Below are 13,747 nucleotides of genomic sequence, written 5' to 3'. Positions count from 1 at the left end.
AAAGAACAGGACAGATTATGGGTGAGAACATCGTATGGTCTCGCCTAGTACATCTTAAAATATATAAAAGCAGGTATCCGATGATGGGTATCTGCTTTTTTTTTGCTAACTTTGCAAGTCGAAAGCCTGAATGATGGATATTTCAAGGTTAAAGAAGATTAGATATGAAATATGTAGATGTGATATTACCCCTTCCGCTCGACGGAACCTTTACTTATTCTGTCCCTGATGGGATGGAAAGGAAAGTTGTGCCTGGGGTACGCTTGCTGGTTCCTCTTGGTAAAAGTAAGAAATATATCGCAATGGCTACCCGGCTGCATGATGATAAGCCTGCATTCTCCTGCAAACCTGTCGAGGCGGTACTTGACAGTACCCCTTCGCTGTTGCCTCAGCAGATGAGATTGTGGCAATGGATTGGCTATTATTATATGGCTCCGTTAGGCGATGTCTATAATGCAGCTATGCCCGGTGGACTGAAGTCTACAGAGAAATTCAAGCCCAAGATGGAACTCTATGTAGAACTTGCCAGTACGTACCGTAGTGAGCAGGCACTTCATGTAGCGCTCAATCTGGTGCAGAGAGCCTTGAAGCAAGCCAAAACTTTAACCACCTTTCTGAGTCTCTCGCATTGGGACAGTCTTGATGGCGATACGCCTAGAGAAGGCATAAAAAAAGTGACCAAGGAAGAACTGATGAACGAGAGCCATTGTACGGCTGCTGTTGTCAAGGCGCTTATCGACAGGGGAATTCTCTTTACTTATGAATTGGAAATAGGACGATTGAATACGAATGGAGAATCTCATTTTGACTTGATTAAACCACTCTCTTTGGCTCAGCAAGATGCCTATAATGGAATCCTGATGCAAATGATGAAAAAGGATGTTGTATTGCTTCATGGTGTGACATCCAGCGGAAAGACGGAAATCTACATTCATCTTATCAGAAAAGCCATAGAGGAGCATAAGCAGGTGCTCTATCTTCTGCCGGAAATCGCTCTGACCGTACAAATCATGGAGCGCCTTCATCGAGTTTTCGGCGACCGGCTGGGCATCTACCATTCTAAATATAGTGATGCTGAGCGTGTAGAAATCTGGCAGAAACAACTCTCTGATCATCCCTATGATGTAATCCTGGGTGCCAGAAGTGCCGTCTTCCTGCCTTTTAAGAATTTGGGACTCGTCATTATAGACGAAGAGCACGAGACTTCCTTCAAACAACAGGATCCCGCTCCGCGCTACCATGCCAGAAGTGCTGCCATTGTGCTTGCCAAGATGTATGGGGCTAAGACTTTATTGGGTACGGCTACGCCTTCGATGGAGAGTTATTATAATGCGCAGCAAGGTAAGTATGGCCTGGTAGAGCTGAAGACAAGATACAAAGGTATTCAGTTGCCGGAAATTCAGGTGGTAGATGTAAAAGACTTGCGCCGCCGTAAGATGATGAGCGGTTCTTTCTCTCCACAGCTTTTGGCTGCAGTAAGAGAGGCTTTGAAGAATGGGCAACAGGCAATCCTCTTTCAGAATCGTCGTGGTTTTGCGCCGATGGTTGAATGTAAGGTATGTGGTTGGGTGCCGAAATGTAAGAACTGTGATGTCTCGCTTACGTTGCATAAGAGTATCAACCTGCTTACTTGCCATTATTGTGGTTACACTTATCCGGTTCCTACGGAATGTCCTAACTGTGGCAGTACGGAAATCATGGGACGCGGTTTTGGTACCGAGAAGATAGAAGACCAGATAGCGGAAATCTTTCCGGAAGCCAAGATTGCCAGAATGGATTTGGATACAACACGTACACGAAATGCCTACGAACGGCTTATCGCAGACTTCTCTGAAGGCAGGACGAATCTTCTCATAGGCACGCAAATGGTTTCTAAGGGTCTCGATTTCGATAAGGTGAGTGTAGTAGGCATCCTGAATGCTGATTCGATGCTCAACTATCCCGATTTCCGCGCCTACGAGCATGCTTTCATGATGATGGCACAGGTGAGTGGTAGAGCTGGAAGAAAAGGTAAGCGTGGCTTGGTGATTCTACAGACCAAGAATCCTACCTTGCCTGTAATCGGACAGGTGGTGCATAATGATTATGCAGGTTTGTATCAGGGGATTCTGGAGGAGAGAAGAACTTTTCATTATCCACCTTTCTTTCACCTGATTAATGTATATGTAAAACATAAATATGATAAGGTATGCGAACAGGCTAGCCATGAGCTCAGCAAAACGCTGAGAAGCTGGTTTGGCGAGCGTGTGTTGGGACCCGATAAACCTGCTGTGGCAAGGGTTAAGACGATGAACATCCGGAAGATTGTTATCAAACTGGAAAATGGTATTGATCAGCAGAAGGTAAGAGAATATCTGAAGTTTGCTCAGCAACAGATGGGAAAGGATCCGAGATATGGAGCTCTGCAGATTTATTATGATGTAGACCCATTGTAGTTTTCTGGACATCCTTTTCTCTGGCAGGATGGAAGAAAATATGATTGGTAAATAAAATGAAAAAGGCTATCCGTTACTTGTTGCAAGAACGGGTAGCCTTTTAATTATGATATTTGTAGTTATGTTTAGAAGTTGATGTCGAGACCTACTGCGAATACGTTGTTGTTACGAGTGTAGTCTGAACTGTAGGTCTTTCCTATTAGTTCTACATTCTCTGTAGTCTTCTTGTGCTGATAGAAGGTGTGGAAGTAAGCTACGTTCAGATCCATCTTCTTGTTGATGTGATAAACACCACCGATAGCTGCTGAGTTGGAACCAACAACGAATGATTTGTCGTCCATGTACTCATCGCTCAAGCCATAGTTGGTGTTCTGCCAACCTGTACTCAGGGTAATCTTCTTGTTTACGTCTACCTCTACACCTGCGTTGTATTCCAATGTACCACGCTTCAACTTTTCCTGTCGGTTGTTGTAAGATGTAGCGTGCTTGTCATCGAACCAGTGGAAACCTACGTTTACGCGTACTACATTTACAGGACTGTAGCCAACACCGAGTGCCAGATAAGCAGGAATATCACCAGCAATCTTCTTGCCATCCTCATATTCACCGATAGCCTCTTCGAGCTCTGTATCGAACTGAGTCTTCAAGCCAGCCATTGTCTTTAGTACATCACCGTTAGTCAAAACTGCTTGAGTAGTATTTGTAGCTACAGCTTGAGCTTTCTCTGGAGTCATACCCTTATTTGTGAACACCTGAGTCAATGTTCCAACCATCTGTCTGGACAAGTTGTCTGGGAGAGCACTGATACTAGGAGCCTGATTTACAGACTTGTTCTTCAAACGTATGCGAGTCTTGAACTCATATTTTGCAGAGAAGTTCCACTTGCCTGTCTTGAAGTCTACACCGATGATCGGAGTAAAGCCGATGCCGCTCTGATCACAGCTCAATTCAATGTTGGCTGCATTTTCCTTGTTAGGGTCGAGTACCTTGTAAAGAGGCATGTTGCCTACCTTGATGTTTTCAACATATCCATAGTAGTTTGTTGAAGCATAGACACCACGTACACCTGCAAATGCGCTGAAATTGTCGCTGAATTTGTATGCAGCACCTACAGAGAGACCGTAATAGTACTGACGTCCATGCATATAGCTATTGTAACTATATTCGCCTTTCTGACCGAAAGCTTGGTCGGTTGTAAACATTTGCATTCCTGGCTGTCCTAGTGTATTACCCAATACATTGTCAACAGTTTTTGCCAGACCGCAAGCAGCCATTGCTGTCTCTGCTACGATCTTTTCGAAAGAGCCCAGACCATTATCGAAGGTACACTTGCCGCCACCACCTGTGAGGGCGAAGCTAGCCTGGAGTGACCATCTACCTTTATTATAAGCATACTGGAATGAAGGGATGACAGGCGCAAAAGCCTCACCCTTGAATGTACGAGGAGTAATAGGATTGTTCACATTATTTGTGAACAGAGCATAATCATTTTCAATGCTACGTGTCTGGTAAGCCAACTGCCAGTTGATGGCGAGATGGTGACCTTCACCCATGAATACAACTCCGGCTGGATTGTAATAAACACCGTCGATACCAATTGAAGCCTCACGGCTCATCATTCTGTTGAATGCTACATGTTGATTGGTGTTGGTGAGCAAACCGCCTGCAAAAGATGGGGTTGCACAAGCCATCGCAATGGCTAAACTAACTAATTTTAGTTTCTTCATCTTAATAATATTAAATAAAAACGTCCGCAAAGGTAATTATAATGTTCTATTTCGCTATTGGTTTTATTAAATATTTAAAGCATATTAACGCAAAAAGCCCTTTCTCTTGCACAGATTTTAAAAACTGTGCAAGAAAAAGGACTATTATTGGTTATGTTTTACCTTTTTGTATATCCGTTTATACGCTTTACGGCATAAGAACTTCGCGAATTGTATCTTTACTCTTGTTCTTTAGACTCCTGACTCGTCTTTTTGCCGGCATTCTGTTTTACGTTTAAGTGAGGATACGAAATACGGGTATGGTAAATAGCCTTGAGTCGTTCGATGAGTACCTGCTTAGCGAGAGCAATGTCTCGGAACGTGATAGGGCACTCCTTGAAGAAACCATCTGCCACCTGTCCGTCGATGAGTTTATTGACGAGGTTACTGATGCTTTCTTCAGTATATTCGTTCAGAGAGCGCGAAGCCGCTTCAACCGTATCTGCCATCATCAGGATGGCCTGTTCGCGGGTAAATGGGTTCGGACCAGGATATTGGAACTGTGACTTGTCAATCACCTCTGTAGGGTGAGCATTACAGTAATTAATATAGAAATACTTGGTGATGCCCGTTCCGTGATGAGTAGTGATGAAATCCTTTATAATGCCTGGCAGACCAACCTTCTCTGCCATCTTCAGACCTTCTGAAACATGGCTTATGATAATCTGTGCGCTCTCAAGGTCGCTTAACTGGTCGTGAGGATTAACGCCCGCCTGATTCTCTGTGAAGAAAACAGGGTTAGTCATCTTACCGATATCATGATAGAGTGCTCCGGTACGTACCAGGAGACTGTTGGCTCTGATGCGGTTGGCAATCTCTGCAGCCAGATTACCTACGGTGATAGAATGCTGGAAGGTGCCTGGAGCAATCTCACTCAGGTTGCGAAGTAATCCCTTGTTGGTATTTGACAACTCGAAAAGTGTAACATTAGATGTAAATCCAAACATCTTTTCTATAATGTACATGAGCGGATAAGAGAGTAGCAGGAAGATGCCGTTTACAGTAAAGTAGGTATACATGCTGGCATCTACGTTGAACACCTGGTTGTCCTGCATCAGTTGAAGGGCAAGATATACTACACCGCTGGCTATAGTTACCAACAGGGCTGTGATGAATATCTGCGAGCGCTTGCTGAGTTCACGCAAACTGTAAATAGCAACAAGACCAGCTACCAGCTGTACGATGATAAACTCGTACTGGTACTTTACTGCTGCTGCACAAATGAGAATCATCGTAACGTGGCTGATAAAGGCTGTACGCGAGTCCATAAACACACGTACGAAGATAGGCGCCATGGCAAATGGGATGATATAGACACTGAAGAAATTGTGTTTCATCATGAGTGACACAAAGATAGGGAACAGCGTAATCATCGCATAAAGCATGGTAATGCTGCGCGGCTTATCAAAATAGTCTTTTCTGAAAAGTGAGAGATAAGAGGTAAACAGCATGACAAGAATGAAGATAAACAGTACCTGTCCGATGATAGTGGTTGTCAGTTCTTCCTGGGTAGAACTGCGGCGCTTCATCTCCTTATCGAATGAATTGAGCACCCGATAGGTGTTGTTCGTAATCACTTCTCCACGATCCACAATCTTCTGTCCGCTCATCACCATTCCGCTTGCCAGTGGAATGCTGCTTATCATGTCGGCTTTCTCTGCCTCGCTTCTTTCCTTATCGTATATGACGTTAGCTTCAACATAATTGTTAAGGTTGCAACGGGATAAAAGCTGTCGCTGGGTTGCCAGTTTCTCATCGTAGAAGATGCGTTCGTAAGCGGCAATAGTAGAGTAGAACGAACCGATAGGTACGCTCTTCACATTCTTTCCGTTGATAATTCGTATCATACTGGTAGAATCTTTGTAGATACGATTATATTCCGTGGTAGCGATGATGCCGGTCTGATAAAGGCGCTGAAGCTGGTGGGCTATGAGTCCCACATATTCTTTTGGCAAACCTGGTACACCTTGGCTGAAGTCGTGCAGGAAACGGCTCACCTGTTCGCTGCCGATGGATTCATTGACAGAATAATAAGGTTGGAATTGCTTCATCAGCGAATCCTGTTCACGCTTGATGGCTTCATCGGTCTTATAGATCGGAAAGTCAAATTTTGCGATGACGGAACCATACATCCATGGCTTTCCAACATCGTACCTGAACATCCTTCCTTCGTTGCGAGGAAGGAACCAAACAATGATAGCAACGGTAATTAATATCAAAACCGTTTTTGTGGCGAAATTGCGCCAATAGTTCTCTTCTGGGTTGTTAAATATGCTCATTTTCCTACTTTTTTCTTACTTATTTCGTTTTACAGTGCGAAAATACGAAAAAAAAACGGCTAAAATCGCAAAAAAAGATGTAAATTTGCAGAAAAATTTGAAAATAGCTATAAAAAGACATGGCAGATAGAAAAGTAAGGGTGCGTTTTGCCCCTAGTCCAACGGGTGCATTGCACATTGGCGGTGTTCGTACCGCTCTGTATAATTATTTGTTTGCTCGCCAACATGGAGGTGAGCTGGTGTTCCGTATTGAGGATACAGATTCTCATCGTTTCGTGCCTGGAGCCGAAGAATATATCCTGGAATCTTTCAAGTGGCTGGGTATCCAGTTTGACGAGGGTGTAAGTTTCGGTGGAGAGCATGGACCTTATCGCCAGAGTGAACGTCGTGATATCTATAAGCAGTATGTTCAGCAGCTCCTGGATAATGATAAGGCGTATATTGCTTTTGATACTCCTGAGGAGTTGGAAGCGAAACGTGCCGAAATCCAGAATTTCCAGTATGATGCTCATACTCGTATGCAGATGCGCAACTCTCTGACTCTTTCTAAGGAAGAGGTTGATAAACTGATTGCTGACGGAAAGCAGTATACTGTACGTTTCAAGATTGAACCGGGACAGGAAATTCACGTGAACGATATGATTCGTGGTGATGTGAAGGTAATGAGTGATATCCTGGATGATAAGGTACTTTATAAAAGTGCTGATGAATTGCCAACTTATCACCTGGCAAATATCGTAGACGACCACCTGATGGAAATCTCTCATGTAATCCGCGGTGAGGAGTGGTTGCCTAGTGCGCCTTTGCACGTACTTCTTTATAAGGCTTTCGGTTGGGAAGATACCATGCCTCGTTTTGCGCATCTTCCTTTGCTTCTTAAGCCTGAAGGTAAAGGTAAGCTGAGTAAGCGTGATGGCGACCGCCTCGGTTTCCCGGTATTCCCGCTGGAATGGCATGATCCTAAGACTGGCGAGGTTTCTTCCGGTTATCGTGAGAGTGGCTATTTCCCAGAGGCTGTAGTCAACTTCCTGGCGCTCCTCGGCTGGAATCCTGGTACAGAACAGGAAATCTTCTCTCTTGATGAACTGGTGAAGGCTTTTGATATTTCACGTTGCTCTAAGGCTGGTGCCAAGTTCGACTTCAAGAAGGGAATCTGGTTCAACCACGAATACATTCTGATGAAGAGCGATGATGAAATAGCTAACCTCTTTGCCCCTATTGTTGCCAACAATGGTGTAGAGGAAACTCTGGACCGCGTAAAGCAGGTGGTACACATGATGAAGGATCGTGTGAACTTTGTCTATGAACTGTGGCCATTGTGTTCTTTCTTCTTCATTGCTCCTACAGAGTATGATGCTAAGACAGCCAAGAAGCGCTGGAAGGAATATTCTGCACAGCAGATGACAGAACTTGCTGATGTGCTTGAAGGTATTGAGGATTTCTCTATCGAAGGTCAGGAACCTGTCGTGATGAAATGGGTAGAGGATAAGAGCTATAAGCTGGGTGATGTGATGAACGCATTCCGTCTGACTCTCGTAGGTGAGGGCAAGGGCCCGGGTATGTTCGATATCTCTGCCTTCCTTGGCAAGGAGGAAACTCTGCGCCGTCTTCGCAAGGCAATCGAAGTTTTGGGTTAATTCACAATAATTTCTCTCTGAATGGCTTTCTGCAGCATATTGCTGAAGGCTATTCAGAGAGTTCACGTATTTATAGATAGTAACCAATATAAAGAAATATCATGATCTATAATATCGTAATATATTTCGTCCTTTGGGGCATAGCCATTGCAAGTCTGTTTAATGAAAAGGTGCGCAAGATGTGGCGTGGTGAGCGTGAGGCTTTCAAAATATTGAAGCAGAAGGTGGATCCTAACGCTAAGTACATTTGGTTTCATGCTGCATCGCTCGGTGAGTTTGAACAGGGACGACCTTTGATGGAACGTATCCGCAAGGACTATCCTCAGTATAAGATTCTGCTTACCTTCTATTCTCCTTCGGGTTATGAGGTGCGCAAGAACTATGAGGGAGCTGACATCATCTGTTATATGCCGGTGGATACTAGGTTGAACGCCATCCGTTTCCTTAGATTGGTACGTCCTGTGATGGCTTTCTTCATCAAGTATGAGTTCTGGTCTAATTTCCTTCATATCCTGAAGCATCGCAACATTCCTACTTATAGCGTGAGCAGTATCTTCCGCGAGGATCAGGTGTTCTTCAAATGGTATGGCAGAAACTATGCTGGAGTGCTGAAGTGCTTTACCCGTTTCTTCGTACAGAACGAAGAGAGCAAGCGATTGCTCGAAGGTATCGGCATCACGGCTGTGGATGTGGTAGGCGATACCCGTTTCGACCGTGTTCTCCAGATAAAGGAGGCTGCCAAGCAATTGCCGATTTGCGAGGCTTTCAGAACAGGAGTAGCTTCATCTCAGTCTGCGGATGTACCTCATCATGATTTCAAGGTATTTGTTGCCGGTAGCTCTTGGCCACCAGATGAGAATATCTTTATACCTTTCTTTAATGAGCACAAGGATTGGCGCCTGCTGATTGCTCCTCATGTCATCGCTGAAGAGCATCTGAAGTTGATTCTTTCTCTGATAAAGGGCAAGAAGGTGGTGCGCTATACGCAAACTACTCCGGAAGAAGCTGCAGATGCTGATGTCTTGATCATCGATTGTTTCGGGTTGTTGAGCAGTATGTACAACTATGGTGATGTGGCTTATATCGGTGGTGGCTTTGGTGTAGGTATTCATAACACCTTGGAGGCTGCCGTATGGAATATGCCGGTTATCTTTGGTCCGAACAATAAAAAGTTTCAGGAGGCTCAGGGCTTGCTGAAATCGGGTGGAGGTTTTGAAATCAATACCTATGAGGATTTCTCAGGTTTGATGAGTTCTCTGATGAATGATGAGACCTTCCTGAAACAGGCTGGCGATAAGGCTGGCACCTTCGTGGCTCATTTGGCTGGCGCTACTGATAAGGTCTTGGCAAGTGTAAAGTTGTAATAGCTTCATTATATACATATACAAGAAAAGGTCTCATGAATGTTTTCCTTCATGAGACCTTTTCTTGTATATGTATGTGCCGTAAACCAGGCATCCTGCCTTTATTTGATAATGCGGTAGTAATCCTCTTTTCTTGGTTTTACGGTATGAGGATGCGCAGAAGCATAACCCAAGGCTAAGGCTCCTACTCCCATCAAACCTTCTGGAAGATTCCAGTCTTTCATCAACTTCTTGCCTTCTTCTGATGCAAACATGCCGTCTTCACGGTTAATCCAGCAAGATGCAAGGCCGATAGAGTGGGCAGCAAGCATCATATTGCCTAAGATAAGGCTGCCATCTTTCACACCGTTAACGTTGCTTTCTGGTGCCAGAACGATAACGATGGTTGGCGCTCCATAGTAAGGATCGCTTTCTACACCCATGATTTCTGCGTTCATCTTGCGAAGCTGGGCGCAAATCTCTGGATTCTGAACGGCAATGATGAAAGGCTCCTGAGTTCCATGACCTGTTGCTGCCCATGTGCCGGCTTCCAATACCGTCTTCAACTCTTCGTCGGTAATCTGATCTGCCTTGAAGCGACGAATACTTCTTCTCTCCTTAATGGCTTTCAAAACTTCATTTTCCATCTTATCTTGTTTTAAACATTTTATTTAGAAATCTTTTCTCTTTCTTCGCTCTTTTATGCAGGGCATCCGCTTAAATCCTCTTCATCCATATACTGGCTGAGAACCCGAGCAATGCGAATCAGGCCCTGCATCAGGGTCTTGCGAGGACAGGCGATGTTAAGGCGCAGGTAGCCCTGGCCAGCCTTTCTGCCATACATCGTACCACTGTTGACGAATACCTTACCATCGTTCATCAGCTTTTCATAAGCCTCGTCGCTTGACAGTTCGAATGGCAGGATATCGAGCCATACCAGGTAGGTGCCTTCAAGGCGGGTAACGCGAACTTGTGGCAATTCGGTATTGAAGAATTCCTTTACTGCCTGATAGTTCTCGTAGAGATATTGGTTCAATTCATCCAACCATTCTTCTCCCTCATTGTAAGCTGCCTGGAGAGCGATAACGCCGAATGGGTTTACGTCACAAACCTCGTTGATGTTGATGGCACGGTTGATGCGGCGGCGCAATGTTGCATTCGGACAGATAATGTTGGCTATCTGAAGTCCTGCTATATTGAATGACTTTGATGGTGAATTCAATACTACGCAGTTGTCACGGCAAGCCTCGCTGATGCTGGCAAATGGAGTATACTGATAGCCTGGCATGATGAGCTCGCAATGAATTTCATCTGCGATGACCTTTACCCCGTGCTTGAGACAGATGTCGTTCATTCGCTCAAGTTCCTCTTTCTTCCACACTCTTCCGGCTGGATTGTGAGGATTGCAGAGGATGAAGGCTGTGGTCTTCTCATCGGCACATTTGCGCTCGAAGTCTTCGAAATCTATCTCATAAGTGCAGTTGCCCACACGTTTCAGTTCGTTTTCTACTACTTCGCAGCCGCTGTTTGTAATGCAGGAGAAGAAGCAGTTGTAGACAGGTGTCTGTACCAATACCTTTTCGCCAGGCATGCAGATGGCTTTCAGACAGCAAGAAATGGCTGGTACAACGCCTGAAGTATAGAGAATCCAGTCTTTCTCTATCTTCCACTGGTGGCGGCGGGAGAACCAGCTGATGATAGCCTCGTAATAAGAATCAGGTACGAGGGTATAGCCGAAGATGCCATGAGCTACACGCTTCTGCAGGGCTTCGATGATGCAGGGAGCTGTCTGGAAGTCCATATCTGCTACCCACATCGGAATAACGCCGTCTTCCTTCACCAAATCCCATTTATATGAGTTGGTTCCACGACGTTCGATGATTTCATCAAAATTGTATTTCATATTTGTTTTCTATCTATGTTGTTTCTTCTATCTATATAGGATAAATCTCTTATTTATATAGGATAAATCTCTTTTTCTCCTAATTGAAATCTTCGTTCATAGACTTTGAATCTCCGTTCAAAGACATTGAACGTACATTCAAAGCTTTTGAACGGCCGTTCAGTGTCTATGAACGGAGATTTCAGTTAAGTGTAAGAACAATTAGTTATGGGAACAATAAGTAATTTACTTGATTGTTGTCATTTCTGTAATTACCTCTTAAACTATTTCGATTTATCTGTGATTTCACATACACCCTTTGGCGCTTTGGCAAACTCAGTATACGTTACGCTTCCCACTTCGTCTGCCTCGATTCTTCCGGAGATAGGGTTCTTGATATTGGTGATACTTCCCTTAATCTGTGCATCGATGTTGGTGCAATCCTCGAAGGCACGGTCGCATTCCTTATCAAAGGTGCAATCCTCCAGAGTTACATGGTCCATGTAGCAGAGAGGCTGCTCGCCGCTGATGTGGCAACGTACGAACTTGATGTTCTTGCTGTGCCAGGCCAGATACTCACCATTCAGTTCCGAATCATAGACGGTTACATTTTCGCATTCCCAGAAACTGTCCTTGGTTGTAATCTTTGCGTTGTGAATCTCCACATTTCTACAGTATTGGAATACATATTTAGAGTCGCTTTCAAGTCCGTCTACATAGATATTCTTGGAGAACATGAATGGATAAGTTCCATCGTGGAGTTTTACGTTCTTCAGTTTCAAGCCATCTACCTTCCAGAAAGTCTCATCAGCATCTGTGATGTTTACGTTCTCCAAATCCAGATTCTTCATTTCGCGGAAGAACTTAGGCCCATCGATGGTGCAGTCTTTCATCACCATATTATCACTATACCAGATGGCCGAACGGCTTTCTGGGGCGAAGTAGCAGTCTGTGATAAGGGAACCGTCCACATGCCACCAAGGGTATTTGCCATAAAACTTGGCATGGTGGCATTCTATGTTTTGGCAGCACTTGATGCCCGATTCACCATCTGTAATCGTAATATCTTCTAAACGCACATCGTGAGCACCGAAAAGAGGGCGCTCGCCCCCGAATGATTTGTTTTTTATCAATTCCATAATTTTCTATTATCCTTTTTTATTTGTTATTTCTGTGTGCAAAATTACAAAAATAATGCCAAACTCGTATAACCTGATTTACAGAAAAATGTAACGATATGGCGTATTTGGGGATAAGTGGTCGCTATAGGGGAAAAATAAATGAAAAAAGGCTGAATCATGAAGCATTTTCACGATTCAGCCCTTATCGAGTTAACTTCTAAAAATCCGAAGCGGAGAATTACAAGTTAGGGTTCATCTCTTTCCACTCAGCTACTGGAGGAACGATGCCAAGCTCTACGATCTCATCGCGCATCTTGCAAAGGTGCTCGTAAGACTTCTGGAGGCTAGCGAGCTCTTCCTCAGTACCTGTAGGCTCTGTGAAGTGAACACCAGTCTTATCGATAGTAGTAGGCATAGCCATCATTACGTTCTTGAAGCCGCACTTGTCGCACTTAACGTAGCAACCTGCTGGCAATGTGAACTTCTCGCCACCCATAGCAGCCTCGATCATCTTAACTGCGTTGTAAGCTGGGCTCTGGAATGAAGAACGGCCGCGGAGCTTGATGATGTTAGAACCACCCTGTACTGTGTGGTGCTTGATCTCTTCCCAACGCTCGTCAGAAAGACCCATCTCTGCCAATGGCTTGCCGTCAACCTTAACCTGAGAAGCAAATACAGCCATCTGCTCGCCGTGACCACCATAAGTGTGAGCGCCAGTAACCTTATCCTGCTGTACACCGAACTCGAGGGCCAAAGCCTGCTGCAGACGAGTAGAATCGAGAGCTGCGAGTGATGTCAACTGGTTTGGCTTCAAACCAGAGTGGATAAGTGCTGTAAGAGCTGTAACGTCAGCTGGGTTGAAGATAACAACTACGTGCTCAACCTCTGGGCAGTACTTCTTGATGTTGTCACCAAATTCTGCAGCAATCTTGCAGTTGCCCTTAAGAAGATCCTCACGAGTCATACCCTCCTTACGAGGAGCACCACCAGAAGAAATGATATATTTAGCACCAGTGAAAGCCTCCTCTGGGTTAACAGTATAAGTTACGTTAACACCTGGGAATGCACACTGCTGAATCTCATCGAAAACACCATGTACACCTGGCTCGAAGATATCATAAAGACAGATGTTTGGAGTAAGACCGAGCATCAAAGCGCTCTGTACCATGTTAGAACCGATCATACCGCCTGCACCGACGATAACGAGTTTGTCATTTGTTAAAAAATTCATAACTACAATTCTTTTTTAAATGTTTATAATCTTTTTCTCCTGAAAAATAGTGG

At 44.5% G+C, this 13,747-nt stretch carries 9 protein-coding genes; 3 read left to right on the top strand and 6 right to left on the bottom strand.

Translation table 11 applies throughout. The features are described 5' to 3' along the window. Positions 1 to 164 precede the first annotated feature (164 nt). On the top strand, positions 165 to 2,435 hold the full coding sequence (gene priA, locus RCO84_RS11620; RefSeq protein WP_317585153.1) for a replication restart helicase PriA: 2,271 nt from the start codon (positions 165 to 167) through the stop codon (positions 2,433 to 2,435). Between the two features lie 125 nt (positions 2,436 to 2,560). Here the strand turns inward: priA and RCO84_RS11615 are convergent, their stop codons facing one another. Next, complete coding sequence (locus RCO84_RS11615) at positions 2,561 to 4,162, bottom strand: OmpP1/FadL family transporter (protein ID WP_317585151.1); 1,602 nt, start codon at positions 4,160 to 4,162, stop codon at positions 2,561 to 2,563. 218 nt (positions 4,163 to 4,380) lie between these two features. Then, a complete protein-coding gene (locus RCO84_RS11610; protein WP_264902315.1) occupies positions 4,381 to 6,480 on the bottom strand; it encodes an HD family phosphohydrolase in 2,100 nt (699 codons plus the stop codon). Between the two features lie 119 nt (positions 6,481 to 6,599). On the opposite strand from RCO84_RS11610, the gene gltX reads away from it, so the two are divergent. Then, a complete protein-coding gene (gene gltX, locus RCO84_RS11605) occupies positions 6,600 to 8,117 on the top strand; it encodes a glutamate--tRNA ligase (RefSeq protein WP_287797963.1) in 1,518 nt (505 codons plus the stop codon). Between the two features lie 104 nt (positions 8,118 to 8,221). Beyond that, positions 8,222 to 9,481 (top strand): 3-deoxy-D-manno-octulosonic acid transferase, encoded by a 1,260-nt coding sequence (locus RCO84_RS11600; protein WP_317585513.1) that lies wholly within the window; start codon positions 8,222 to 8,224, stop codon positions 9,479 to 9,481. A 101-nt stretch (positions 9,482 to 9,582) separates the two neighbouring features. Here the strand turns inward: RCO84_RS11600 and RCO84_RS11595 are convergent, their stop codons facing one another. The 4 genes from RCO84_RS11595 to RCO84_RS11580 form a co-directional block, all read right to left on the bottom strand. Then, positions 9,583 to 10,107, bottom strand: a complete 525-nt coding sequence (locus RCO84_RS11595) for a nitroreductase family protein (RefSeq protein ID WP_117586702.1) — start codon at positions 10,105 to 10,107, stop codon at positions 9,583 to 9,585. Between the two features lie 53 nt (positions 10,108 to 10,160). Then, positions 10,161 to 11,363: a MalY/PatB family protein gene (locus RCO84_RS11590; RefSeq protein WP_317585148.1), complete on the bottom strand. Its 1,203-nt coding sequence runs from the start codon at positions 11,361 to 11,363 to the stop codon at positions 10,161 to 10,163. 263 nt (positions 11,364 to 11,626) lie between these two features. Continuing rightward, positions 11,627 to 12,481: a DUF3737 family protein gene (locus RCO84_RS11585; protein WP_317585147.1), complete on the bottom strand. Its 855-nt coding sequence runs from the start codon at positions 12,479 to 12,481 to the stop codon at positions 11,627 to 11,629. A 220-nt stretch (positions 12,482 to 12,701) separates the two neighbouring features. Next, a complete protein-coding gene (locus tag RCO84_RS11580) occupies positions 12,702 to 13,694 on the bottom strand; it encodes a malate dehydrogenase (RefSeq protein ID WP_264902325.1) in 993 nt (330 codons plus the stop codon). Positions 13,695 to 13,747 lie beyond the last annotated feature (53 nt).

This window comes from Segatella copri (assembly GCF_949820605.1).
Classification (GTDB): domain Bacteria; phylum Bacteroidota; class Bacteroidia; order Bacteroidales; family Bacteroidaceae; genus Prevotella.
Note: the sequence above shows the minus strand (reverse complement) of the source record. Positions and strands in the feature narration are given on the sequence as shown.

What these genes read in the sequence shown, in the direction of transcription:
- RCO84_RS11610 (WP_264902315.1), bottom strand. Translation starts at nt 6,480, where the DNA reads ATGAGCATATTTAACAACCCAGAAGAGAACTATTGGCGCAATTTCGCC.
- gltX (WP_287797963.1), top strand. Translation starts at nt 6,600, where the DNA reads ATGGCAGATAGAAAAGTAAGGGTGCGTTTTGCCCCTAGTCCAACGGGT.
- RCO84_RS11585 (WP_317585147.1), bottom strand. Translation starts at nt 12,481, where the DNA reads ATGGAATTGATAAAAAACAAATCATTCGGGGGCGAGCGCCCTCTTTTC.
- RCO84_RS11580 (WP_264902325.1), bottom strand. Translation starts at nt 13,694, where the DNA reads ATGAATTTTTTAACAAATGACAAACTCGTTATCGTCGGTGCAGGCGGT.
- RCO84_RS11595 (WP_117586702.1), bottom strand. Translation starts at nt 10,107, where the DNA reads ATGGAAAATGAAGTTTTGAAAGCCATTAAGGAGAGAAGAAGTATTCGT.
- RCO84_RS11615 (WP_317585151.1), bottom strand. Translation starts at nt 4,162, where the DNA reads ATGAAGAAACTAAAATTAGTTAGTTTAGCCATTGCGATGGCTTGTGCA.
- priA (WP_317585153.1), top strand. Translation starts at nt 165, where the DNA reads ATGAAATATGTAGATGTGATATTACCCCTTCCGCTCGACGGAACCTTT.
- RCO84_RS11590 (WP_317585148.1), bottom strand. Translation starts at nt 11,363, where the DNA reads ATGAAATACAATTTTGATGAAATCATCGAACGTCGTGGAACCAACTCA.